This window comes from Hyalangium gracile (assembly GCF_020103725.1).
Lineage (GTDB): Bacteria > Myxococcota > Myxococcia > Myxococcales > Myxococcaceae > Hyalangium > Hyalangium gracile.
Genome location: NZ_JAHXBG010000007.1, coordinates 329,086 through 350,136 on the forward strand (window position 1 = coordinate 329,086; position 21,051 = coordinate 350,136).

Annotated in this window: 19 protein-coding genes; 10 read left to right on the forward strand and 9 right to left on the reverse strand. The window is 69.1% G+C overall.

The annotated features are described in order from the left end of the window. Positions 1-29: 29 nt before the first annotated feature. The 5 genes from KY572_RS16675 to KY572_RS16695 all read right to left on the reverse strand — a co-directional run bounded on the left by KY572_RS16675 (position 30) and on the right by KY572_RS16695 (position 3,153). Positions 30-776, reverse strand: a complete 747-nt coding sequence (locus tag KY572_RS16675; protein WP_224243623.1) for an MBL fold metallo-hydrolase — start codon at positions 774-776, stop codon at positions 30-32. After that, a complete protein-coding gene (locus tag KY572_RS16680) occupies positions 773-937 on the reverse strand; it encodes a hypothetical protein (RefSeq protein ID WP_224243624.1) in 165 nt (54 codons plus the stop codon). Before KY572_RS16680 ends, KY572_RS16675 begins: the two co-directional genes overlap by 4 nt. Then, entirely contained in the window at positions 934-1,542 is a 609-nt protein-coding gene (locus KY572_RS16685) for a TetR/AcrR family transcriptional regulator (RefSeq protein WP_224243626.1), read from the reverse strand. Before KY572_RS16685 ends, KY572_RS16680 begins: the two co-directional genes overlap by 4 nt. A 91-nt stretch (positions 1,543-1,633) precedes the next feature. Then, positions 1,634-2,170 (reverse strand): adenine phosphoribosyltransferase, encoded by a 537-nt coding sequence (locus KY572_RS16690; RefSeq protein ID WP_224243628.1) that lies wholly within the window; start codon positions 2,168-2,170, stop codon positions 1,634-1,636. Next, positions 2,167-3,153, reverse strand: coding sequence for a 2-hydroxyacid dehydrogenase (locus tag KY572_RS16695; RefSeq protein ID WP_224243631.1), 987 nt, complete (start codon positions 3,151-3,153; stop codon positions 2,167-2,169). The genes KY572_RS16690 and KY572_RS16695 overlap by 4 nt, the downstream gene beginning before the upstream one ends. Positions 3,154-3,298: 145 nt before the next feature. Between KY572_RS16695 and KY572_RS16700 the strand changes: the two genes are divergently transcribed. The 4 genes from KY572_RS16700 (at position 3,299) to KY572_RS47805 (ending at position 10,452) form a co-directional block, all read left to right on the forward strand. Then, positions 3,299-6,586: a DEAD/DEAH box helicase gene (locus tag KY572_RS16700; RefSeq protein WP_224243633.1), complete on the forward strand. Its 3,288-nt coding sequence runs from the start codon at positions 3,299-3,301 to the stop codon at positions 6,584-6,586. Between the two features lie 125 nt (positions 6,587-6,711). Continuing rightward, positions 6,712-8,454: a DNA repair protein RecN gene (gene recN, locus KY572_RS16705; protein WP_224243634.1), complete on the forward strand. Its 1,743-nt coding sequence runs from the start codon at positions 6,712-6,714 to the stop codon at positions 8,452-8,454. 95 nt (positions 8,455-8,549) lie between these two features. Continuing rightward, entirely contained in the window at positions 8,550-9,311 is a 762-nt protein-coding gene (locus KY572_RS16710) for a Stp1/IreP family PP2C-type Ser/Thr phosphatase (protein ID WP_224243635.1), read from the forward strand. Positions 9,312-9,540: 229 nt separating this feature from the next. Further along, the gene (locus tag KY572_RS47805; RefSeq protein ID WP_224243636.1) at positions 9,541-10,452 is read left to right on the forward strand and encodes a M23 family metallopeptidase; all 912 of its coding nucleotides are present in this window, start codon (positions 9,541-9,543) and stop codon (positions 10,450-10,452) included. Here KY572_RS47805 and KY572_RS16720 read toward each other — a convergent pair. Together KY572_RS16720 and rlmM are read right to left on the reverse strand one after the other, a co-directional pair. Then, the gene (locus tag KY572_RS16720; protein ID WP_224243637.1) at positions 10,436-11,143 is read right to left on the reverse strand and encodes a nucleotidyl cyclase domain-containing protein; all 708 of its coding nucleotides are present in this window, start codon (positions 11,141-11,143) and stop codon (positions 10,436-10,438) included. The two genes, KY572_RS47805 and KY572_RS16720, sit on opposite strands and share 17 nt — an antisense overlap. 43 nt (positions 11,144-11,186) lie before the next feature. After that, positions 11,187-12,203, reverse strand: coding sequence for a 23S rRNA (cytidine(2498)-2'-O)-methyltransferase RlmM (rlmM, locus tag KY572_RS16725; protein WP_224243638.1), 1,017 nt, complete (start codon positions 12,201-12,203; stop codon positions 11,187-11,189). A gap of 319 nt (positions 12,204-12,522) precedes the next feature. Between rlmM and secA the strand changes: the two genes are divergently transcribed. From secA to KY572_RS16755, 6 genes are all read left to right on the forward strand, one after another. Further along, complete coding sequence (gene secA, locus KY572_RS16730; protein WP_224243640.1) at positions 12,523-15,345, forward strand: preprotein translocase subunit SecA; 2,823 nt, start codon at positions 12,523-12,525, stop codon at positions 15,343-15,345. A gap of 401 nt (positions 15,346-15,746) precedes the next feature. Beyond that, positions 15,747-16,688: a 30S ribosomal protein S2 gene (gene rpsB, locus KY572_RS16735; protein WP_407659964.1), complete on the forward strand. Its 942-nt coding sequence runs from the start codon at positions 15,747-15,749 to the stop codon at positions 16,686-16,688. Between the two features lie 145 nt (positions 16,689-16,833). Beyond that, a complete protein-coding gene (gene tsf, locus KY572_RS16740; RefSeq protein ID WP_224243642.1) occupies positions 16,834-17,493 on the forward strand; it encodes a translation elongation factor Ts in 660 nt (219 codons plus the stop codon). A 196-nt stretch (positions 17,494-17,689) separates the two neighbouring features. Beyond that, a complete protein-coding gene (gene pyrH, locus KY572_RS16745) occupies positions 17,690-18,439 on the forward strand; it encodes a UMP kinase (protein WP_224243644.1) in 750 nt (249 codons plus the stop codon). Positions 18,440-18,463: 24 nt separating this feature from the next. Beyond that, positions 18,464-19,024 carry a ribosome recycling factor gene (gene frr, locus KY572_RS16750; RefSeq protein WP_224243646.1) on the forward strand — a complete coding sequence of 187 codons (561 nt, stop codon included), beginning with the start codon at positions 18,464-18,466 and terminating at the stop codon, positions 19,022-19,024. A 22-nt stretch (positions 19,025-19,046) separates the two neighbouring features. Beyond that, entirely contained in the window at positions 19,047-20,024 is a 978-nt protein-coding gene (locus tag KY572_RS16755) for a diguanylate cyclase (protein WP_224243648.1), read from the forward strand. An 8-nt stretch (positions 20,025-20,032) separates the two neighbouring features. Here the strand turns inward: KY572_RS16755 and cyaY are convergent, their stop codons facing one another. Together cyaY and KY572_RS16765 are read right to left on the reverse strand one after the other, a co-directional pair. Then, positions 20,033-20,365: an iron donor protein CyaY gene (cyaY, locus tag KY572_RS16760; RefSeq protein WP_224243649.1), complete on the reverse strand. Its 333-nt coding sequence runs from the start codon at positions 20,363-20,365 to the stop codon at positions 20,033-20,035. Between the two features lie 13 nt (positions 20,366-20,378). Continuing rightward, the gene (locus tag KY572_RS16765; RefSeq protein ID WP_224243652.1) at positions 20,379-20,873 is read right to left on the reverse strand and encodes a SixA phosphatase family protein; all 495 of its coding nucleotides are present in this window, start codon (positions 20,871-20,873) and stop codon (positions 20,379-20,381) included. Between the last annotated feature and the right edge of the window lie 178 nt (positions 20,874-21,051).

A 21,051-nucleotide genomic window follows, 5' to 3' on the forward strand; every position in this document is an offset into this window, starting at 1 on the left:
CCACGGAAGTCCGTGGGGTGGGGACCCTCTCATACCGTGTAGCGGCGGCCCTGCGCGAGCGGCTCGATGACACTGGCCTGGAGATCGAAGTCATCCGGGTAATGGATGAGCCGCATCCGGGCCCGCAGCTCCGTGGGCAGCGCGGCGAGCTTCGCGTAGGGCGTGTGGACGCCGTAATTGGTCTCGTGCACCACGAGGTCCGCCTCGGCCAGCCAGGCGATGAGCCCTTCGTCGAAGGCGGTGTCCGCGCTGTAGCCCAGGCACCGCCCACCGGCGCGGATGCGGAAGGCCGTGGTGGGCAGGTGGTGGTAGGTGCGGCGGCACTCGATGGAGAAGGGGCCGAAGCGCACCGCCGACTCGGTGGAGAGCGGGGTGTGGCTGAAGTAGTCCTCGAAGTGCTTGGGCTGGGGCTGCTCGCCGTGCTTGGGGATGAGGCACTCCATGCCGGCGGCGAGGTGCCCCTCCCATAGCCGATGGGCCACGTCCGGATGGGCGAGCAGGGGCATCTTCCGGCGCAGCAGGAAGAAGGAGAAGTAGCCCAGGCCCTCCAGGCCCGAGCTGTGGTCGGCGTGCAGGTGCGTGAGGGCTACTCCGGCCACGCGGTCCACGTCGAGCGGGACGCCGGAGGACTCGGAGGCCTCGCGCATCATCTTCCGGATGGGATGCGGGCAGTCGATGAGCAGCACCTGGTCCTCCGCCTCGACGGCGAGGCAGGAGGAGTAGTGCAGCGCGGAGAACGCATCCCCGACGCCGAGGGTGACGAACGAGAGGCTCATGACGGGCTCCGAGTTTCGAGCATCCGGGGCGGATGGAAGGTGAGTAGCACGTAGAGCACGCCCACGGCGCACATCACCGTGGCCAGGAGGAAGTGCTCGTAGGGCAGGCCCTGACAGAGGTAGAGGCTCGACAGCAGGCCGATCTTCGTCGAGGTCTTCATGACTCCTCCGTCGGCTGCGCCTCGTCGAGCAGCCCCGCGGCCATGCGCTTCACGGTGTTCGCCGCCGAGCCCGGAGGCACCAGCCCGGGGACGGACGCGGCGAGCACGAAGTAGCCCTGGATCGCCGCGAAGAGGCCGGCGGCAAGAGTCCGGGCCCGACGCTTCCCCGCCACCGCGCCCACCAGTTCCTCCAGCTGCTGAAGGTCCGCGCGGACCACCTTCTCGTAGATGGCGCGCACCTCGGGCTGCCGGATGGCCTCCGCGCTGATGGTGACCCAGCTCGCCACCGCGGCCGGATCCGCGTCGTCGCCCGTGGCCAGGAAGGCGTCCAGGAACGCATCCACCCGCGCCCGGGCACCGCCGCCCTTCACCCGCGCCAGCCGGGACGCCACGCGCTCTCGCACCCGCGCCGAGAGCTGCTCCGCCAGCGTCAGGAGGATCTCCTGCTTGTCCTGGAAGTGGTAGTGCACCAGCCCGGGGCTCAGGCCCGCGGCCTTGGCGATCTCCGCCACCGAGGCCCGCTCGTAGCCGCGCTCGGCCATGACCTGCAGCAGCCCGGCGACGATCTGCTGACGACGCTCTTCGGTGTTGGAGGGGCGGCCCACGGTGGCTTCCTGGTTAAATTGGTTGATTAACCAATTTATAGGCAGACACGGAGCGGGTGTCAACGTCGCTCCGAGGGCACGCCAGGGGGGCCTACAGGGTGATGATGCTGCGCACGCGGTCGGCGCCCAGCCGCTTCGCGCCGTCCAGGAAGCCCAGCACCATGAGGAAGCTGAAGCCCACCAGCTCGCCGCCCAGCTGCTGGGTCAGCTTCGCGGTGGCCTCGGCCGTGCCGCCAGTGGCCAGCACGTCATCGACGACGAGGACCCGCTCGCCCTTGAGCACGGCGTCCTGGTGGATCTCCAGCCCGTCGGTGCCGTACTCCAGCGAGTAGCGCTCGACGACGGTGCGGTGGGGCAGCTTGCCGGGCTTGCGCGCCGGGACGAAGCCCGCGTTGAGCGCCAGCGCCACGGGCGCGCCGAGGATGAAGCCGCGCGCCTCCACCCCGATGACCTTGGTGACGTGCTGGCCTCGGAAGGGCGCCGCCATCCCGTTGATGACCCGACCGAAGAGGGCAGGGTCCGCCAGCATCGGGGTGATGTCCTTGAAGACGATGCCGGGGCGAGGGAAGTCCTGCACGTCGCGCAGGCGAGCCTTGACGTCATCGGCGAGAGAGATGTCGGCCATCATGCGAAGAGCTCCGGGTTGACGCAGTGAGGAGGGCGCCGGCCTTCCAGCGCGGCGAGGAGGTTGTCCACGGCCATCGAGGCCATGCGGCCCCGGGTGGCGTGGGTGGCGCTCGCGATGTGCGGCGCGATGAGGACATTCGGCAGCGTGAGCAGCGGGCTGTCCATGGGAAGCGGCTCGGGATCGGTCACATCGAGCGCCGCGCCTCCCAGGTGCCCCTGGGCGAGTGACTCGGCGAGCGCGGCCTGATCGACCACGGGGCCGCGCGCGGTGTTGATGAGCATGGCGCCACGCTTCATCGCGGCCAGCTCGGCGCGCCCCAGCCAGTGGCGCGTCTCGGGAGTCAGCGGCGTGTGGAGGCTGAGGAAGTCCGACTCGGCGAGCACGGTGGCCTTGTCCACGCGCCGCAGGCCCAGCTCCGCCTCCAGCTCCGGGCGAGCGTGCCGGTTGACGTACAGCACGCGCATGCCGAAGCCGCGCGCCCGCCGGGCCACCGCGGCGCCAATCTTCCCCAGTCCCACCAGCCCCAGCGTCGCCCCATGGATGTCCGAGCCCAGCAGCAGGCTGGGGGACCAGGTGCGCCACCGGCCCGCGCGCACGTACGCGTCCGCCTCCGCCACCCGCCGCGCCAGCCCCATGAGCAGGGCGAAGGCGAAGTCCGCCGTCGTCTCCGTGAGCACCCCCGGCGTGTTCCCCACCGGAATCCGGCGTGCCGTACATGCGGGTACATCGATGTTGTCGTACCCCACCGCCACGTTGCTCACAGCCCGCAAGGAGGGAGCGGCGGCCAGCAGACCCTCGTCCACCCGGTCGGTGAGCAGGGTGATGAGCCCTTCCACTCCGCGTACGAGCTCCAGGAGGGCCTCCCGAGGCGGAGGCAGCTCGTCCTCCCATACTTGCAGCTCCACCTGCCTGCCCAGTCGGCCGAGGGCCTCTCCAGGGAGCTGGCGGGTGACGAGGACACGGGGGCGGACGGGAGGCGCCATGGCAGGCGTTCATGCTCTCACAGCCGCGAGCCATGTGGGGGCGCGGTGTGCCTCGGTCTGAACGGAGGCTCGTATTCCCTTCGACCCGGGCAGCCATCTCTGTGGTACACGAGGGGGTTCCCCTCGCCTGGGGCCTCTGCGACCCGTGCAATCGACCGTCGACACCCGAGAATCTCTTCCTCCGCAGGACGGCCAGTGGCTTCGTGCCCTCAAGGCCGAAGTGCAACCAACGACCTTCAAGAAGGGCCGGGAGTGCGCGGAGAGCCGCCGCGTCTTCGGGCTCAACCGTGAAGGAGACCGCATCCGCGCCCAGGTCGCCGGCTCGTCCGGCGAGCGCTACGAAGTGGCCCTGGAGCCCAAGGACGGCAAGGTCACCTCCTCGTGCACCTGCCCTTCGTGGAATGCCTACGGCCCCCACTGCAAGCACGTGGTGGCCGCGGCGCTCATCTATGCCGCGCGCTTCCGGCCACCTCCTCCACCCTCCCAGGCGGCTCAGTCCGCCCAGCCGAATCAGGCGGCGGCTCCGCGCCCGGCACCCCGGGAGGACGAGCCCGTCGAGGACATCGAGTCCGCTGACGCCGAGGAGGAGATCCCCGCCTCGATGCTCCCGCCCGCGGTCGATCCGGTGAACCTGCCGGCGCTGGCCAAGGTGGAGAGCTGGCTGGGGCTCTCGTCGCTGCCGGACTACGAGTTCCTCTACCGGTTGACGCCCTCCAACACGGGCCCGAGCGGTCGCCACTGGGTGATGGACGTGCGCCGCCAGGACGCCCAGATGAAGGGCCCGGTGCACGTCAAGCGGCTGCTCCAGGCCGGCACGCGCATCGCCCCGGCCGACGAGCGCGTCTTCCTCGTGCTCGCCAAGCACGAGCACCGCTATGACTCGCGCATCGTCCTGTCCGACGAGGACCTCGGAGAGATCCTCGATCTGCTGCGCCAGCGCCGCGTCATCTATCGCGGCACGCAGCTGATGTACTCGGAGGCGCCGGTGCGCCCGCAGATCCACCTGGAGTCCCGGCCGGACGGGGCCACCGCGCGCATCGAGCTGCTCTTCCCGGACGGCGCCAGCTACTCGCTCAAGGACGTCATCCTCCTGGCGGGTCGGCGCACCTGGGTCATCCAGGCCCAGGCGCTGCACCAGGTGGAGCCGGACTTCCCGCCCCGGCTGCTGCGCAAGTGGCTGCTGGAGCCCACCATGTCGTTCCCCGCGTCGCAGCTGGACCGGGTGCTGACGTTCTTCGCCGCGCACCTGCCGCGCTTCCGCATGGTGCTCAAGGCGGACAACCTCGACGTGGACGAGTCGGTGGAGCCGCGCTTCGTGCTCACGCTGGAGGGCACGCCGGACAAGGTGAAGGTGATGCTCGCGGCGCGCTACGGGCAGACCACCGTCCCCGTGTCGCCCACCGCCAGCCACCTGGGCTACGCCAGCGGCGTGGGCGGAGAGAGCCGCAAGCTCTACCGGCGCCGGGAGGACCTGGAGCGCTCGGCGGGCAAGCAGCTCACGGAGATGGGGCTGCGCTACGACGGGCAGACGCACGCCTACGAGGCCAGCGGAGACGCGGCGCTGGAGTTCTGGGCGCGCGGCCTCTCCGGGCTGCCGGAGACGTGGGAGCGCTTCGGCGTGCAGGCCCCCAAGGTGCGCCTGCGCCCGAAGCTGCGTCCGCGCATCCGCGTGGGCATGAGCGGGGTGAACTGGTTCGATCTGGACGCCGAGTTCATCACCGATGATCAGGCGGTGGACCTGGGCGCGGTGCGCATGTGGCTGGAGTCCGGCCGGCGCTTCGTGCCGCTCAAGGACGGCTCCTTCGCGGAGGCCGATCCCGCCGAGCTCAAGCGCGTGGCGGACATCCTCGAGGAGGCCGGCGCGATGCCGGGCCGCACCCGCACGCGGCTGCCGCTGCACCAGGCCGTGGCGCTGGATCTGCTCGCGGACCTGGGCGAGTTCACCGAGGTGGAGGCCAAGGCCCGCCAGGCGATGATGGAGCTGCGCGACACCGCGGGCGTGCCCAAGGTGGCGCTGCCCGAGGGGCTCCAGGCCACGCTGCGCCACTACCAGGAGACGGGGCTGTCGTGGCTCTGGTTCCTGCACCGCCACGGCCTGTCCGGCATCCTCGCGGACGACATGGGCCTGGGAAAGACGATCCAGTCCTTGAGCCTGCTGCAGAAGGTGAGCAACGAGGAGGGCCACAAGCCGTCGCTCGTGGTGGCCCCCACCAGCGTGCTCGCCAACTGGGAGCGCGAGGCCGAGCGCTTCACCCCGGCCCTCAAGACGATGGTGTGGCACGGCCAGGACCGCAAGGAGCGCGCCGAGGACCTCAAGGACGTGGACCTGGTGCTGACCTCCTACGCCCTGGTGCGGCGCGATCTGGAGCAGCTCTCGCAGGTAGGCTTCCGCTACGTCATCCTCGACGAGGCGCAGAACATCAAGAACGCGGACAGCGCCACGGCCCAGGCCTGCAAGTCGCTGCCCAGCGACACGCGCCTGGCGCTCACCGGCACGCCGCTGGAGAACCGCCTCAGCGAGCTGTGGAGCCTCTTCGACTTCCTCATGCCGGGCTTCCTCGGCAGCGCCGAGGGCTTCAGCGACCGCTACGAGCAGCCCATCCAGGTGGCCAATGACGCCACGGCCCGCGACAGGCTGCGCCGCCGCATCCAGCCCTTCATCCTGCGACGCCTGAAGACGGAGGTGGCCAGCGATCTGCCGCCCAAGACGGAGAGCGTGGCGTGGTGCGAGATGGAGCCCGGCCAGGCCGCGCTCTACCGCGAGGTGCTCGAGGAGAGCCGCCGCAAGGTGAACGAGAGCATCGAGAAGGTGGGCTTCAAGCGCAGCCGCGTGTCCATCCTGGCGGCGCTGATGCGGCTGCGGCAGGTGTGCTGCGATCCGCGCCTGCTCAAGCTGCCGCCCAACACGCTCCTGCCCTCCAGCGCCAAGCTGGAGCGCTTCGGCCAGCTCGTGGACGACCTGGTGGCCGAGGGGCACCGCGCCCTCGTCTTCAGCCAGTTCACCGAGATGCTGGAGCTGCTCAAGGGCGAGGCCGACAAGCGCGGCCTGAGCTACCTCTACCTGGACGGCCGCACCAAGGACCGCATGTCCAAGGTGGATGACTTCAACCGCCCGGACGGCCCTCCGCTGTTCTTCATCAGCCTCAAGGCGGGCGGCACCGGCCTCAACCTCACGGCCGCCGACTACGTCATCCACTACGACCCCTGGTGGAACCCGGCCGTGGAGGACCAGGCCACGGACCGTACCCACCGCATCGGACAGACGCGGGCCGTCATCAGCTACAAGCTCATTACCCGAGGCACCGTGGAGGAGAAGATCCTCTCCCTCCAGAAGCGGAAGAAGGACCTGGCCGCCGGGGTGCTCGGGACGGAAGGGGACTTCGGTAAGTTGTTGACGGAACAGGACCTCGAGGACCTGTTCACCGAGAGCTGACCCCCCACGTCGCTCACTCTCCCACCCATCCGCCAGGCATGTGCCTGTACGGAACGTCTGTGCAGTGCCGCCAATACCTGCTAGGGTGTTCAGTAGCAGGGCTCCAAGTGGATTTCGGAGGGCGTGTGCTGCTGGGACTTCGGATTTCGAACGTGGCGGTGATTGAAGAGGTGGAGGTCGGGTTCGGGGCCGGATTGACGGTGCTCACCGGAGAGACCGGTGCGGGCAAGTCCATCCTCGTCGACGCACTCGGCCTGTTGCTGGGCGGGCGGGCGGACGCGGACGTCATCCGGTCCGGGCGGGACGATGCCTCCGTGGAGGGCGTCTTCGCGCGAACCCCCGCGATGGCCGAGCGCCTGGAGGAACTGGGCATCCCGGACCTGGGCGAGGAGGTGCTGGTGCGCCGGGTGGTGGGGCGCAACGGGCGCGGCAAGGCGTACGTGAACGGCTCGCTGGTGACGGTGGGCGTCCTGGCCCGGCTCACCCGAGGGCTGGTGGACATCGCCGGCCAGCACGAGCACGTCAGCCTCTTCGACTCCAGCCTGCACCGCACGCTGCTGGACCGCTACGGCAACCTCACCGAGATGCTCGAGGTGTACGGCCAGCACTACGGCGCGCTGCGCGAGGTGGAGACGCGCATGGAGTCGCTGGGCGGCGACGAGGCCCGCGTGCGCGAGCGCGCCGAGTTCCTGCGCTTCCAGCTGGATGAGATCAACCGCCTGGACCCGGCGCCCGGCGAGGACGTGAAGCTGGACGTGGAGCGCCGCCGGCTGGCCGGGGCGGAGAAGCTCCGGCGCCAGTCCGCCGAGGCCGAGCTGCTCCTGTCCGGAGACGAGAGCTCCGCCCTGGAGACGGTGGGGCGGGCGCTGGGGCTGCTCAACGACGCGGTGCGGTGTGACGCGACGCTGGCGCCCATCGCCCAGTCGCTGGGCACGGCGATGTCGGAGCTGGAGGACGTGCAGCGCCGGCTCAACCGCTACTCGGAGGGGCTGGAGTCCGACCCGGCCCGCCTGGGCGAGGTGGAGGAGCGCCTGGATGCCATCAAGCGGCTGTGTCGCAAGCACGGCACCACGCTGGAGGGCGTGCTCCAGAAGCGCGGCGAGCTGGAGACGGAGCTGTCCACGCTGGAGAACCGCCAGGAGATCCTCGAGGGGTTGGCCAAGGAGCGGCAGGCGGCCGAGGCCCGTGCGAGAGAGAGTGCTACAGGCCTGTCGCGGGCCCGCTCGGCCTGTGCGGGGCAGTTCTCGCTCCAGGTGCGGGAGGGGCTGGCGGGGCTGGCCCTGGGCAAGGCCGCCTTCGAGGTGCGGGTGACGCCGGGGGGCGCGCTGCGGCCCGAGGGCACCGACGAGGTGGAGTTCTTCTTCAGCGCCAACCCGGGCGAGCCGCCGCGTCCCCTGGCGAAGGTGGCCTCGGGCGGTGAGGCCAGCCGGCTGCTGCTGGCGCTCAAGCGGGCCCTGGCCGACAGCGACGGGTGCGGCTGTTACGTACTGGACGAGGCGGACTCGGGGGTGAGCGGGGCCATCGCGGACGTGGTGGGCCGGATGATCAAGGAGGTCAGCGGCCATCGCCAGGTGCTCTGCATCACCCACCTGCCCCAGGTGGCGGCCTATGCGGACGCCCACCTGCTCATCCGCAAGGGAATCAAGGGGGAGCGGACCGTCTCCGAGGTGGTCCCCCTGGCCGCCGGAGCCGAGCGGACGCAGGAACTGGCCCGGATGCTCTCCGGCGTGGAGGTGACGCGGGAGGCCCTGGGGGCGGCGGAGGCCCTGGTGCGCTCGGCCCACCGGTCCCTGGGGACGGCCCCCCGGCCGAGGCGCGAGCCGGCACCCGGGGGAGGGGCCCGGGGAAGGCTCCGGCAGAGCGCCTGACGCAGGTCGAAAGATCCGCGTCCTTGCCCCGCTCCGAGTCGTCACATAGCATCGCCACCGTGTCCAAAACCGCAGGACAGAGCGCGGCACCTCAGATGAAGGTCGTCTCGGCGGGTCTCACCGACGTCGGTCGGAAGCGCAATCACAACGAAGACAGCTTCCTCATCGACGACGAGCTGCAGCTCTACGTCGTGGCGGACGGCATGGGAGGCCACGCAGGTGGTGGCACGGCCTCCCGCATCGCCGTCGAGACCATCGACAAGGAGATGCGGCGCGCCCGGGAGAGCCGGGACAACCCCTTCGTCTCCACGCCCAACCTCCAGGATGCCCTCATTCCCGAGGCGCTTCGCAGCGCCGTGGAGAAGGCATGTCTGGCCATCTACACCGCGGCGCAGGAGGACCCACGCCTGTCCGGCATGGGCACCACCGTCATCTCGCTCGTGGTGAAGGACGACCAGGCCTTCTTCGCCCACGTGGGTGACAGCCGCGCGTACCTGATCCGCGGCGAGCTCATCCAGCAGATCAGCGAGGACCACTCGCTGGTCAACGAGCAGATCAAGGCGGGGATGATCACGCCCGAAGAGGCCAAGCACTCCCGCTACAAGAACATCATCACCCGCTCGGTGGGCTTCGAAGAGGAAGTCCAGGTGGACGTGATGGGCGTCATCACCGAGCCCAAGGACGTCTTCCTCCTGTGTTCCGACGGCCTGGCCAACATGCTCGAGGATCGGGAGATCCACGAGCTGGTGCTCAACACGCCCAACTTCCAGGACGTGCCCAAGCGCCTCATCGACATGGCCAACGAGCGGGGCGGCGACGACAACATCACCGTCATCGTTGTACAAATGCAGGCCTGACGGATCGCCTCGGGCCGGTAGAACCTTCCAGGTGGGGCGGGCGTACTGTTCACCTTGACACCCTGGAAATGCGGATGATAGCAGCGCAAACTGTTCCAGTTCCGGCGAAATGCCGGTGGCTGACGGACTCGAAGGGGAAGGGCGAGGGCGGCAGGTGTGGCGCGCGAGCGGAGGCCCTAGCTTTGCGTGCCGTAGAGCCCACAGAGTGAGCACTTAGGGGAGTTGTTGCGTGGCGAAAAAGTCCTACACCCTCATTGTGGTCTCGGACCACAACGCCCCGGTCAAGCGCTACCACATCCAGAAGTCCTTCCTCGTGCAGCTGGGCGTGGGAGTGTTGCTGCTGGGTGGTATGGCCCTGGGGGCCACGGTTCATTACTTCCACGTGGCGAAGGATGCCGCGGAGAACCGCATCCTGAGGGAAGAGAACCTCACGATGCGCAGCCAGCTGAAGTCGGTGCGCGAGCGCATCGAGCACATCGGCACCACGCTGGACCGGGTGGAGCGCTTCGACCAGAAGCTGCGTGCCGTCACCCTGCTGTCTGATCCGCAGCGCAACCTGGCGATGGGCCCCACGGAGCCCGGCGCCACGGCGCCCACCTCGGACACCCAGTTCACCCAGCTGACCACCACCGAGACGCCCACGGCGCTGATGGGTCGGCTGGACAAGCTGTCGGCCGAGGCGACGCGGCAGGAGCAGAGCCTCCAGGAGCTGCAGGCGTACTTCCAGGATCAGAAGTCGCTGCTGGCCTCCACGCCGTCCATCTGGCCGGCGCGCGGCTGGGTGACGAGCGACTTCGGCTCGCGGCTGGATCCGTACACGGCGGACCGGGTGATGCACCAGGGCCTGGACATCGCGGCGCCGCACGGCAAGGAAGTGTACGCGCCGTCGGACGGCACGGTGGTGTTCTCGGGCCTCGAGGGCGGCTACGGCAACGTGATCGTCATCGACCACGGCTACGGCATCAAGACGCGCTACGGGCACCTGTCCCGCATCATGGTGAAGGCGGGAGACCGCGTGAAGCGCGGCGCGCTGATCGCGGCGGTGGGCAACACCGGCCGCTCCACCGGTCCGCACCTGCACTACGAAGTCCGCGTGAACGGCATCCCGCAGAACCCGCGGAAGTTCATCCTCGAGGAGTAGCCGGCCCGGGGACGAAGCCGTCGAGGCGCACGCGCCTCCGCTGGATGACGTCCGTCGTCCGCTCCAGTCGCTCCATGGCGTGGGCCCGCTCCAGCTCGGCCCACAGCAGCGGCCCCAGCACCTGCCAGTGAGAAGGTTGGTCCACGGTGAGCTCCAGCAGCGTCACCGTGTGCCGGGGCACGTCCTGCGCGGCGGTGTCCGCGGGGAGCACCCGGGCCACATCCTCGGCGAGCCGCGCGCGCGTGGCCTCCTTCTGCTGGGGCTGGACGGTGAGCTGGGAGGTGGGCGTGAGCAGCGCGGCGAAGGCATCCGGGTGGATGCGCACCACCTTCGCGCCCGGGTACTGCGCGGCGAGCGAGTCCACGGTGGCCTTGAGCACCGCGTCTCCCACGCCGAAGCCGAAGCGCGCGTTGACGCCAATCATGCCCTGCACGTCCGCGATGACGGCGCCCACCTTCCAGCCGTCGTGGTGGGCGTGGGTGGACAGATCGAACTCCTCCTTGAGGAGGTGGCCCTGGGTGAGAGCGAGCGCCTGGAGCGCCCCCAGCTTGTCTGGCTGGCCCCGGCGAGCGCGCTCGGCCTCGAGCAGGGTCTCCACGGCGAGCTGGACGGGCTGGGCGCTGCGGGCAACGGCCCAGGGGTGCAGGGCGATGAGGGCGGTGGCGGTGGTGTCGTCGATGGGGTAGGGCATCGCCGCTCTTGTAGCGCGGAGCCCGTGCGCGCGCAGGTTCTGCTCAGCGGCGGTGCGCCGTCACCGTCACCTCGTCGCGGTCATGGTAGAGCTGGCGCACGGTCAGCCCCTTCCAGCCGCCGTCCTCGGTGAGCGTGTGGCGCACGCGCAGGAGGATGGGGTTCTTGTCCTTCATGGGCAGCTTGATGTTGGCCACCAGGTGCGAGGCCCAGCCGCGCCGCCCCCACTTGGCCAGCAGCTGCGCCACCTCGAGCGGGCGCCAGGCCATGTCGCAGAAGAGCCAGTCCGCGGGCTCCTCCGGGGCGAAGGCGAAGGCGCTCTCCTGCACGTGCCGCACGCGAGGGTTCGAGGCCAGCTCGGGCATGAGCTTCGCGGGATCCACGGCAATCACCCGCGCGCCGCGCGCCACCAGCCGCTGCGTCCAGCCGCCGGGAGCCGCTCCGAGGTCCACGCAGACGTCGCCCCGGCCCGGCTCGAAGGGCAGGCCATCGAGCGCCTCCTCCAGCTTCATGGCCGCTCGGGAGGGAGACTCGCCCTCGCGCCGCATCCTCCGCCGGCCGCCGGGTGCCAGGGAGAGGGCATCGCGCGCGTGCACCGCGCCCACCACGGTGACGCCCGGGGCCACGCACAGCGAGACGAGCCGGGCTCCCTCCTCCCGGGCGCGATCCGCATCCTCGAGGAGACGGCCGCTCGGAAGGAGTCCGCGTACGGCCTCGCGAAGCGCCTCGGCCTGGGCCGCGAGCGCGTTGCCCTTGGGGGTGTCCGGCGTGAACGCCTGGAGCACCAGCGGCGACGAATGCGGCAGGGCGCCCACCGCCTGGGCCACCGCGGCGGCGAGCGACTCGGGCGCCTCGTCCTGGAAGCACGCCACCACGCGGCTCCCCTGCCGGGCGAAGGCGGGAGCGAGCCCCTGCTTCCCCTCGCTCTCCACCAGCGCCTCGCCCAGCAGTCGCGGCTCCGCCGAGGCCCAGGCCAGCTCCTCATAGAGGTGGGGCTCGAAGCCGGCGCGGCATGTCCAGAGCCAGCGCCCGGGCCGGGCTTCCAGAGTCTGTGGGGGCATGGGGGGCATCCGCACCCGGGGTGGGATGCGAAGGGCGGGCGAGGCGGGAGCAGGCTTCTCCGCGGGCCGGCCATGGGCACGCGGCGAGCGCTGCGCGGAAGGGTGGGCGGGGCGACGGTTCTGGGGATTTCGGCGTCGTGGCATTGCGTGGTCTCTGTTCCGCTTTACTCTGTCCTGACCGCGCGTAGGGCAGACAGGCAAGAGGAATGCCTCGGGTGCGCGCGTGGTTTTCCCGAGACTCCCTCTTACATCTCCTGGGATTTCCCTTCACTCGCCGCCGCCCTTCGGGGATTCTCCGGCCCGCGAGAGAGCCGAACGAATGATCGAATGGACTTTAAAGAAGCTCATCGGGACCAAGAATGAGCGCGAGCTCAAGAAGGCCCGCCAGAAGGTGATCCGCGTCAACGAGCTCGAGAGCCGGATGCGGGAGCTGAAGGACGAGGACTTCGCCGCCGCCACGGCCCGGTTGAAGCAGGAAGTCGCCAACGGCAAGTCGCTGGACGACGTGCTGTTCGAGGCCTTCGCGCTCACGCGCGAGGCCGCCCGCCGGGTGATCGGCCAGCGTCACTACGACGTGCAGCTGATCGGCGGCATGTTCCTGCACGAGGGGAACATCGCCGAGATGCGCACCGGCGAGGGCAAGACGCTGACGGCCACGTTGCCCACCTACCTCAACGCGCTGTCCGGGCGCGGCGTGCACGTGGTGACGGTGAACGACTACCTGGCCCGCCGCGACGCCGAGTGGATGGGCCGCGTCTACCGCTTCCTGGGCATGACGACGGGCTGCATCCTCCACGAGCTCAACGACAAGCAGCGCCAGGAGGCGTACCGCGCGGACATCACCTACGGGCAGAACAACGAGTTCGGCTTCGACTACCTGCGCGACAACATGAAGTTCCGCCTGCAGGACTACGTCCAGCGCGAGCTCAACTACGCCATCGTGGACGAGGTGGACTCCATCCTCATCGACGAGGCGCGCACCCCGCTCATCATCTCGGGCCCCACCGAGGACAGCACCGACAAGTACTACCGCGTCGACCAGGTGATTCCGGGCATGGTGCCGGACCAGGACTACACCCTGGACGAGAAGGCGCGCTCGGTGTCGCTGACGGACGAGGGCATCGAGAAGCTGCAGAAGCGGCTGGGCGTGGCCAACCTGTACGATCCCAGCGAGATCGAGACGCTCCACCACGTCGAGCAGGCCCTGCGCGCGCACACGCTCTACAAGCGCGACAAGGACTACGTGGTGAAGGACGGCGAGGTGATGATCGTCGACGAGTTCACCGGTCGCCTCATGCCCGGCCGCCGCTGGTCGGACGGCCTGCACCAGGCCGTCGAGGCCAAGGAGGGCGTGAAGATCGAGAACGAGAACCAGACGCTGGCCACCATCTCGTTCCAGAACTACTTCCGCATGTACTCGAAGCTGTCGGGCATGACGGGCACCGCGGACACCGAGGCCGAGGAGTTCGCGAAGATCTACAACCTGGACGTGCGCGTCATCCCGACCAACCGCCCCATGGTCCGCAAGGATCAGGAGGACGTGGTCTACAAGACGGAGCGCGAGAAGTTCGAGGCGGTGGCCAAGCAGATCGAGGAGCTGCACCAGAAGGGGCAGCCGGTGCTGGTGGGCACCGTGTCCATCGCCAAGAGCGAGGTGGTGGCCAGCTTCCTCAAGAAGCACGGCGTGCCGCACAACGTGCTCAACGCCAAGCAGCACCAGCGCGAGGCGGACATCATCGCGCAGGCGGGCCGCAAGGGCGCCGTCACCATCTCCACGAACATGGCCGGCCGCGGCACGGACATCCTCCTGGGCGGCAACGCGGAGGTGATGACCAAGGCGGCCATGGGCGCCGAGCCCGAGCCCCCCGAGCCCGTGGAGGGCCAGACGCCGGAGCAGGCCGCGGAGGCCAAGGCGGCCTACGAGCAGCAGCTGGCCGACTGGAAGAAGAAGTACGACGAGACGCTGGCGAAGTTCTCCGAGCAGACGAAGGCCGAGCGCACCGAGGTGATGAACATCGGCGGCCTCTTCATCCTGGGCACCGAGCGCCACGAGTCGCGGCGCATCGACAACCAGCTGCGTGGCCGCGCCGGCCGCCAGGGAGACCCCGGTGGCAGCCGCTTCTTCCTGTCGCTCGAGGATGACCTGATGCGCATCTTCGGCACCGAGCGCATCCAGGCCCTGATGGAGCGCATGGGCATGGAGGAGGGCGAGGTCATCGAGCACAAGTGGCTCAGCCGCGCCATCGAGGGGGCCCAGAAGCGCGTCGAGGGCCACAACTTCGACATCCGCAAGAACCTCCTCGAGTACGACGACGTGATGAACCAGCAGCGGCGCACCATCTACAAGCTGCGCCGCCAGGTGCTCGCCGCGGGTGCCGGCCTGCCGCTGGTGGAGTACGACGAGGACAAGAAGACCAAGGCGAAGATCCGCACCGAGCGGACCATCTCCTGGGCGGACTTCAAGGAGATGGTGCTCGACTCGCTCGAGGACGTCATCGTCTCGCTGACGGACACCTACCTGCCGACGAAGAACCCGGGCACGTGGGATCTCGAGGCGCTCCAGCGCAACGTGAAGGACGTCTTCAACCTGGAGATGAGCTTCGAGGGCAAGGGCGACCGCGAGTCGGTGGAGGAGGACATCTACAAGGCCGCCGAGAAGGTCATCCTCCAGCGCGATCAGGAGTTCGGCGAGGAGTTCCTGCGCTTCCTGCAGTACCGGTACCTGGCGACCATCGATCAGCTGTGGAAGGACCACCTGCTGGCGATGGACCACCTGCGGCAGGGCATCGGCCTGCGCGGCTACGGCCAGAAGGACCCGAAGCAGGAGTACAAGAAGGAAGGCTACAACGGCTTCATCCAGATGCTGGGAGCCATCAAGACGCAGTTCGTCAGCCAGATGATGCGGGTGCAGGCGCGCAACACCGCCGAGGAGACGGCCCGCATCCAGAAGCAGATGGCCCAGCGCCAGAAGCAGGCGATGGAGGGCCGGGCGAACGAGGAGGGCAAGATCGAGGAGGCCACGGCCGCGCCTCGGGCTCCGGCCAAGGCGGACGGGCCGCGCGTGGGCCGCAACGATCCGTGCCCCTGCGGCAGCGGCCGCAAGTACAAGAAGTGCCACGGCGCCGCCGAGGCGAACGTCTAGACAGTCCGCCCATCCGGCTGCATCGACCGGCGCGGTCTCTCCTCCCCACGGAGCGAGGGCCGCGCCGGTGCCTTTTCAGGGCTCCTGCCTGCTGCGCTCATGGAACCTGGCCAGCGCACGGCCGCCTGCTGGACGGGCGGGCGAGCCCGGTGTGGAGATGTAGGCAAGCCTGAAGCGGTGAAAGCTTGCGGACTCCCGAGGGGTTTTGTTAGGAACCCGCCCGCCCTGGGCTCCACCCTGGGCGGTAGGACGCAGCAAACCACTACTCACACGCTCGTGTCCGGCACCCGGTGCTCCTCTCCACGAGGGGCAAACGGCCGGAGCTTCCATCGAGCGTGGCGGAACAACCGGAGAAGAACCACATGTCGATGGACACGCAGCAGGAGAATCAGGCGCAGGCGATGGCCGCCGCGAGCGGCATCACGATGAAGCAGCTGCTGGAGGCCGGCGTTCACTTCGGCCACCAGACCAAGCGCTGGAACCCGAAGATGAAGCCCTACATCTTCGGCGCTCGTAACGGCATCTACATCATCGACCTGCAGAAGACCGTGGTCATGGCCCGCGCGGCCTTCCGCTTCGTGGCGGACATCACCTCGCGCGGCGGCCACGTGCTCTTCGTGGGCACCAAGAAGCAGGCCCAGGACGTCATCCGCGAGGAGGCCGCTCGCGCCGGTCAGTTCTTCGTCACCAGCCGCTGGCTCGGTGGCACCCTGACCAACTTCAAGACCATCAAGCAGGGCATCGACCGGCTGAAGGCGCTGGAGAAGATGGCCGAGGACGGCACCTTCGAGCGTCTGCCGAAGAAGGAGGTCGCCCAGCTCGAGCGTGAGCGCGAGAAGCTGGAGAAGAACCTGGGCGGCGTGAAGGAGATGTCCAAGCTGCCCCGCTGCGTCTTCGTGATCGACCCGAAGAAGGAGCACATCGCCATCCACGAGGCCACCCGCCTGGGCATCCCCGTGATCGGCGTGGTGGACACCAACTGCGACCCGGACGGCATCGACTTCGTCATCCCGGGCAACGACGACGCCATCCGCTCCATCAAGCTCTTCACCTCGAAGATCGCCGACGCGTGCCTCGAGGGTGCCGCGCGCTACCGCGCCTCGGGCGCCGCCGAGCGCGACGAGCAGGAGGAGCGTGAGGGCCGTGACGACCGCCGGGACCGTGACGACCGCCGTGGCCCGCGCCGTGGCGACCGGGGTGACCGCGGCGACCGCCGTGGCGGTGACCGTGGCGGCGAGCGCCGTGGCCCCCTCGTGGAGATGAAGGGCGCGCCGGCCGCGGCCTCCGAGGGTGGCGAGGCGGCCGAGGGCGGCGAGGGTGGCGAAGAGGCGCAGGCCGAGTAGGCCCGCTGTCCAGCACCCGTACTGAAGTCGGCCGGGTGGTGGGGCCTCCTCACCGCCCGGCCTTTCCATTTCCCCAACCGAAGTACTTGAACCTCAACGCCCCGGACGGCGCATGGCGCCGGGCAGGCGGGGCCTGGAGAAGAACATGGCTGAGATCAGCGCCACGATGGTGAAGGACCTCCGCGAGAAGACCGGCGCGGGCATGATGGACTGCAAGAAGGCGCTCGCCGAGAGCGGCGGAGACTTCGTCAAGGCCGAGGAGTGGCTGCGCAAGAAGGGCATCGCCAAGGCCGGCAGCAAGGAGGGCCGCGTCGCGGCCGAGGGCATCATCGCCACCTACGTCCACAGCAGCCGCATCGGCGTGATGGTGGAGGTCAACTGCGAGACGGACTTCGTGGCTCGCAACGAGGACTTCCAGGCCCTGGCCAAGGACATCGCCATGCACGTCGCCGCGGCCAGCCCGCAGTACGTGCGCCGCGAGGAGATCCCCGCCGACGTGCTGGAGAAGGAGAAGGAGATCCAGCGCGCCCAGCTCCAGGAGCAGAAGAAGCCCGAGGCCATGTGGGACAAGATCCTCGTGGGCAAGATCGAGAAGTTCTACGAGACGGTCTGCCTGGTGGACCAGGTCTGGGTGAAGGACGACAAGAAGAAGGTCGGTGAGATGGTGACCGAGCGCGCCGCGAAGATCGGCGAGAAGGTCTCCATCCGTCGCTTCACGCGCTACGTGGTGGGCGAGGGCATCGAGAAGAAGAAGGATGACCTGGCCGCCGAGGTCGCCAAGACGCTGGGCACCGGCAAGGCCTAAAGGGCACGTCGTCGGCCCGCTGGGCTGACGTGGGGCCGCGCGCTCCGGTCCGAAGAGGACCTGGGCCCGCGGCCCTTCGCGTTTTCCGGGGCCTGCCCGGAGTCCCGGCCGGGAGGTTCACCAGCGACGGTTCTTCCCCGGTCCGCCGACTCCAACGTTGATCGGGGGCGGGGTGGGGGATATGGAGCGGAACCGCATGTCCGACCCGACCCGCTCCCTTCGATACAAGCGCATCCTCCTCAAGCTCTCGGGCGAGGCCCTGATGGGCGATGGCAAGTACGGCATCCACCCGCCCACGCTCACCCGCATCGCCAGCGAGGTGAAGGAGCTGGTGCAGGCCGGCATCGAGCTGGCCGTCGTCATCGGCGGAGGCAACATCTTCCGCGGCGTGGCTGGCGCCACCGAGGGCATGGACCGCGCGAGCGCTGACTACATGGGCATGCTCGCCACCTGCATCAACTCCATGGCCATGCAGGACGCGCTGGAGAAGCAGGGCGTCTTCACCCGGGTGCTGTCGGCCATCAAGATGGAGCAGATCGCCGAGCCCTACATCCGCCGCCGCGCCGTGCGCCACCTGGAGAAGGGGCGCGTGGTCATCTTCGCCGCCGGCACCGGCAACCCCTACTTCACCACCGACACCGCCGCCAGCTTGCGCGCCATGGAGATCAACGCCGAGGTGATTCTCAAGGCGACCAAGGTGGACGGCGTCTACAACGCGGACCCGAAGAAGGACGCCACCGCGCGGCGCTACCGCTCCCTCACGTACATGGACGTGCTCAAGCAGAACCTGAACGTGATGGACTCGACGGCCATCTCGCTGTGCATGGACAACAAGCTGCCCATCATCGTCTTTGACCTGACGACGCGCGGCAACATCGGTCGGGCCGTGCTGGGCAACGGGGATATCGGTACAGTGGTGGGCGCGGCCGAGACGGCCTGGGCCTGAGCTTCTCCTTCCTAGGAGCACACAATGGCGAACGAGGAAGTCGTCACGCAGTTGAAGAGCCGTATCGACAAGACGCTCGATGACCTCAAGAAGGACCTGTCCAAGGTGCGCACGGGCCGTGCCAGCACCAGCCTGCTGGACGGCATCCGCGTGGACTTCTACGGCACCCCCACGCCGCTCAACGGCGTGGCCAGCGTGCAGTCCCCCGAGCCCCGGCTCATCACCATCAAGCCGTGGGACAAGAGCGTGCTGAAGGAGATCGACAAGGCCATCCGCGAGGCGAACCTGGGGCTCAACCCCATGAACGACGGCGAGATGATCCGCCTGCCGTTCCCGCCGCTGACCGAGGAGCGCCGCAAGGAGATCGCCAAGCAGGTGAAGTCCAAGGGCGAGGAGCACAAGGTCGCCATCCGCAACATCCGCCGCGACGCCAACGAGCTCCTGAAGACGCAGCTGAAGGACAAGAAGATCACCGAGGACGACAACAAGCGGCTCCAGGAGAAGGTGCAGAAGGAGACCGACAACGGGGTGGCCGAGGTGGACAAGATCGTCGCGGCCAAGGAAAAGGAAGTCATGTCGGTCTGATTTGGGGGTTTAATGGGGCGCCATGCGCTCCGCCCTCATCGCCGAGCCCGCCATCCCCGTCGCCACGGCCCTGCGCAAGTTCCTCGAGAGCGCGGGCTACGCGGTCATCGTCGTCAGTACCGCCAGCGAGGCGCTCCGGGAGGTCCGTACGAGTCCTCCCGAGCTGCTGCTGGCCTCGCTCTCCCCCTCGCTGGATGGCGAGGCGCTGTGCCGGGAGGTGAAGGAGGAGTCTCCCGAGCTCCCGGTGCTCCTGCTCTACATGCCGGAGGAGGAGAACCCCGAGGAGCGCGCCACCGCCGCCGGGGCGGATGCGTGCCTGGTGGGCCCCCTCAAGCGCACCACGGTGGTGACGTGCGTGGGGCTGATGCTCCAGGTGGCCGAGGCTCGTGCCGCCGCCCGCTCCGCCGCGCCTGCCACGCCTCCCGCGCCTCCGCCGTCGGCCGAGTCCGATGACCTGGCGGCCCGCAAGCTCGGGCTGGAGGGCCCGGGCTCCGCGGACTTCGACTTCCTCAAGCGGCTGCTGCTCATGGAGGTGAAGCGCAGCCGGCGCTACCGTTACCCCATCGCCCTGCTGCTGCTGGAGCTGGACCGCCTGAACGAGCGCACGGCGCAGTTGGGGTCCTCTCAGCGCACCACGCTGCTGGCGGAGACGCTGGGGCTCATCTCCGGGGGCGTGCGGGACATCGACGTCATCGTCCCCACCACCGAGGGCAAGTTCGTGGCCTTCCTGCCGCACACGCCCAAGGTGGGCGCGCTGGTGGTGGCCGAGCGGCTGCGGCAGCGGGTGAAGAGCCTGTCCCGCCTGCCCAACATGTCGGTGTCCATGGGGCTGTCCGTCTTCGAGCCCTCGCCCGTGCGCGGCCAGACGCAGGTGAGCTTCGGCAACCTGATGAAGGACGCCAGCGAGGCGCTGCGCAAGGCCCAGAACGCCGGAGGGGACCGCGTGGAGTACATCGAGCGGGAGATGCCGGAGGACGAGGAGCCGCCGCCGGAGGACTGAGCCGGGGCTCAGGCCGTGTAGGCGAGGTCCGCGCCGCTGATGTCCCGCACCACGTCCGCGACGAAGGCGAAGAGCTCCAGGCCCTTGCCCTTGTCGTCGCGCCAGGTGCCGGTGGCGTCGTCGTAGGTGAAGTGGATGCCCTGGCTCTTGCCGGCCACCCAGATCTGCCGCACGGCGCGCTGGGTGTTGACGATGCACTTCTCCCGCGAGCGGGAGGTGAGGGTGAGCATGTCGCCGGTGCTCTCCGCCTCGAGGATGTCCGGATCGATGGCGTCCGCGGCGGCGAGCATGCGCTTGAAGACCGCGGCGACGAGCTGGTTGTAGCGGGCTTCGTCCATCATCGGCGGCACCCGCTCACTGGATGACGTCGATCACCTGCTGGCCGGGAGGCGCGTAGAACAGGAACTTCATCTGGGGCGCGTCGCCCTCGCCACGCTCCAGGGCGATGACGGTGCCGGGGTTCACCGGCTTGGGGAACGACTGCATGCCCAGCAGGTGGGCGGCCAGCGCTCCCATGGAGGGCTGGTGCCCCACGAGCACGAGGTTCTGGTCCGCGTGCTCGGCGATGACGGGCTCCACGGCGCCCACGGGCATGTCCGGCAGCAGGCAGCGGTGGACGCGCAGCAGCCCCTCGTGCCTGGTGGCGAAGGAGAGGATCTGCGCCGTCTGGACGGTGCGGACCAGGGGGCTCGTCAGGATGAGCGAGATGGGCCCCATGCGCTCCGACAGCGAGGTGAAGTGCTGGGCGGTGTTCGCGCGGGCCTTCGCGGTCAGCGCGCGCGCCTCGTCGCCAAGACCCTCGGGGATCTCCGCGTCCGCATCGCCGTGCCTTACCAGGAAAATCCTCAAAGTCCCTCCACCGCTGCGCGACAAATCGAACCGCGGTTCGTACACGACCGTGGCCGGGTTGGTCAAAGGTAATGCGGGGATTGTTCAGTGGCGGGGATCCCCCCCGGTAGGTTGTCGAGGAGGCGCTGAACCCTGTCCCGCGAGGCGGGAGAATATACTGTGCGCTCGATTCCGTCCC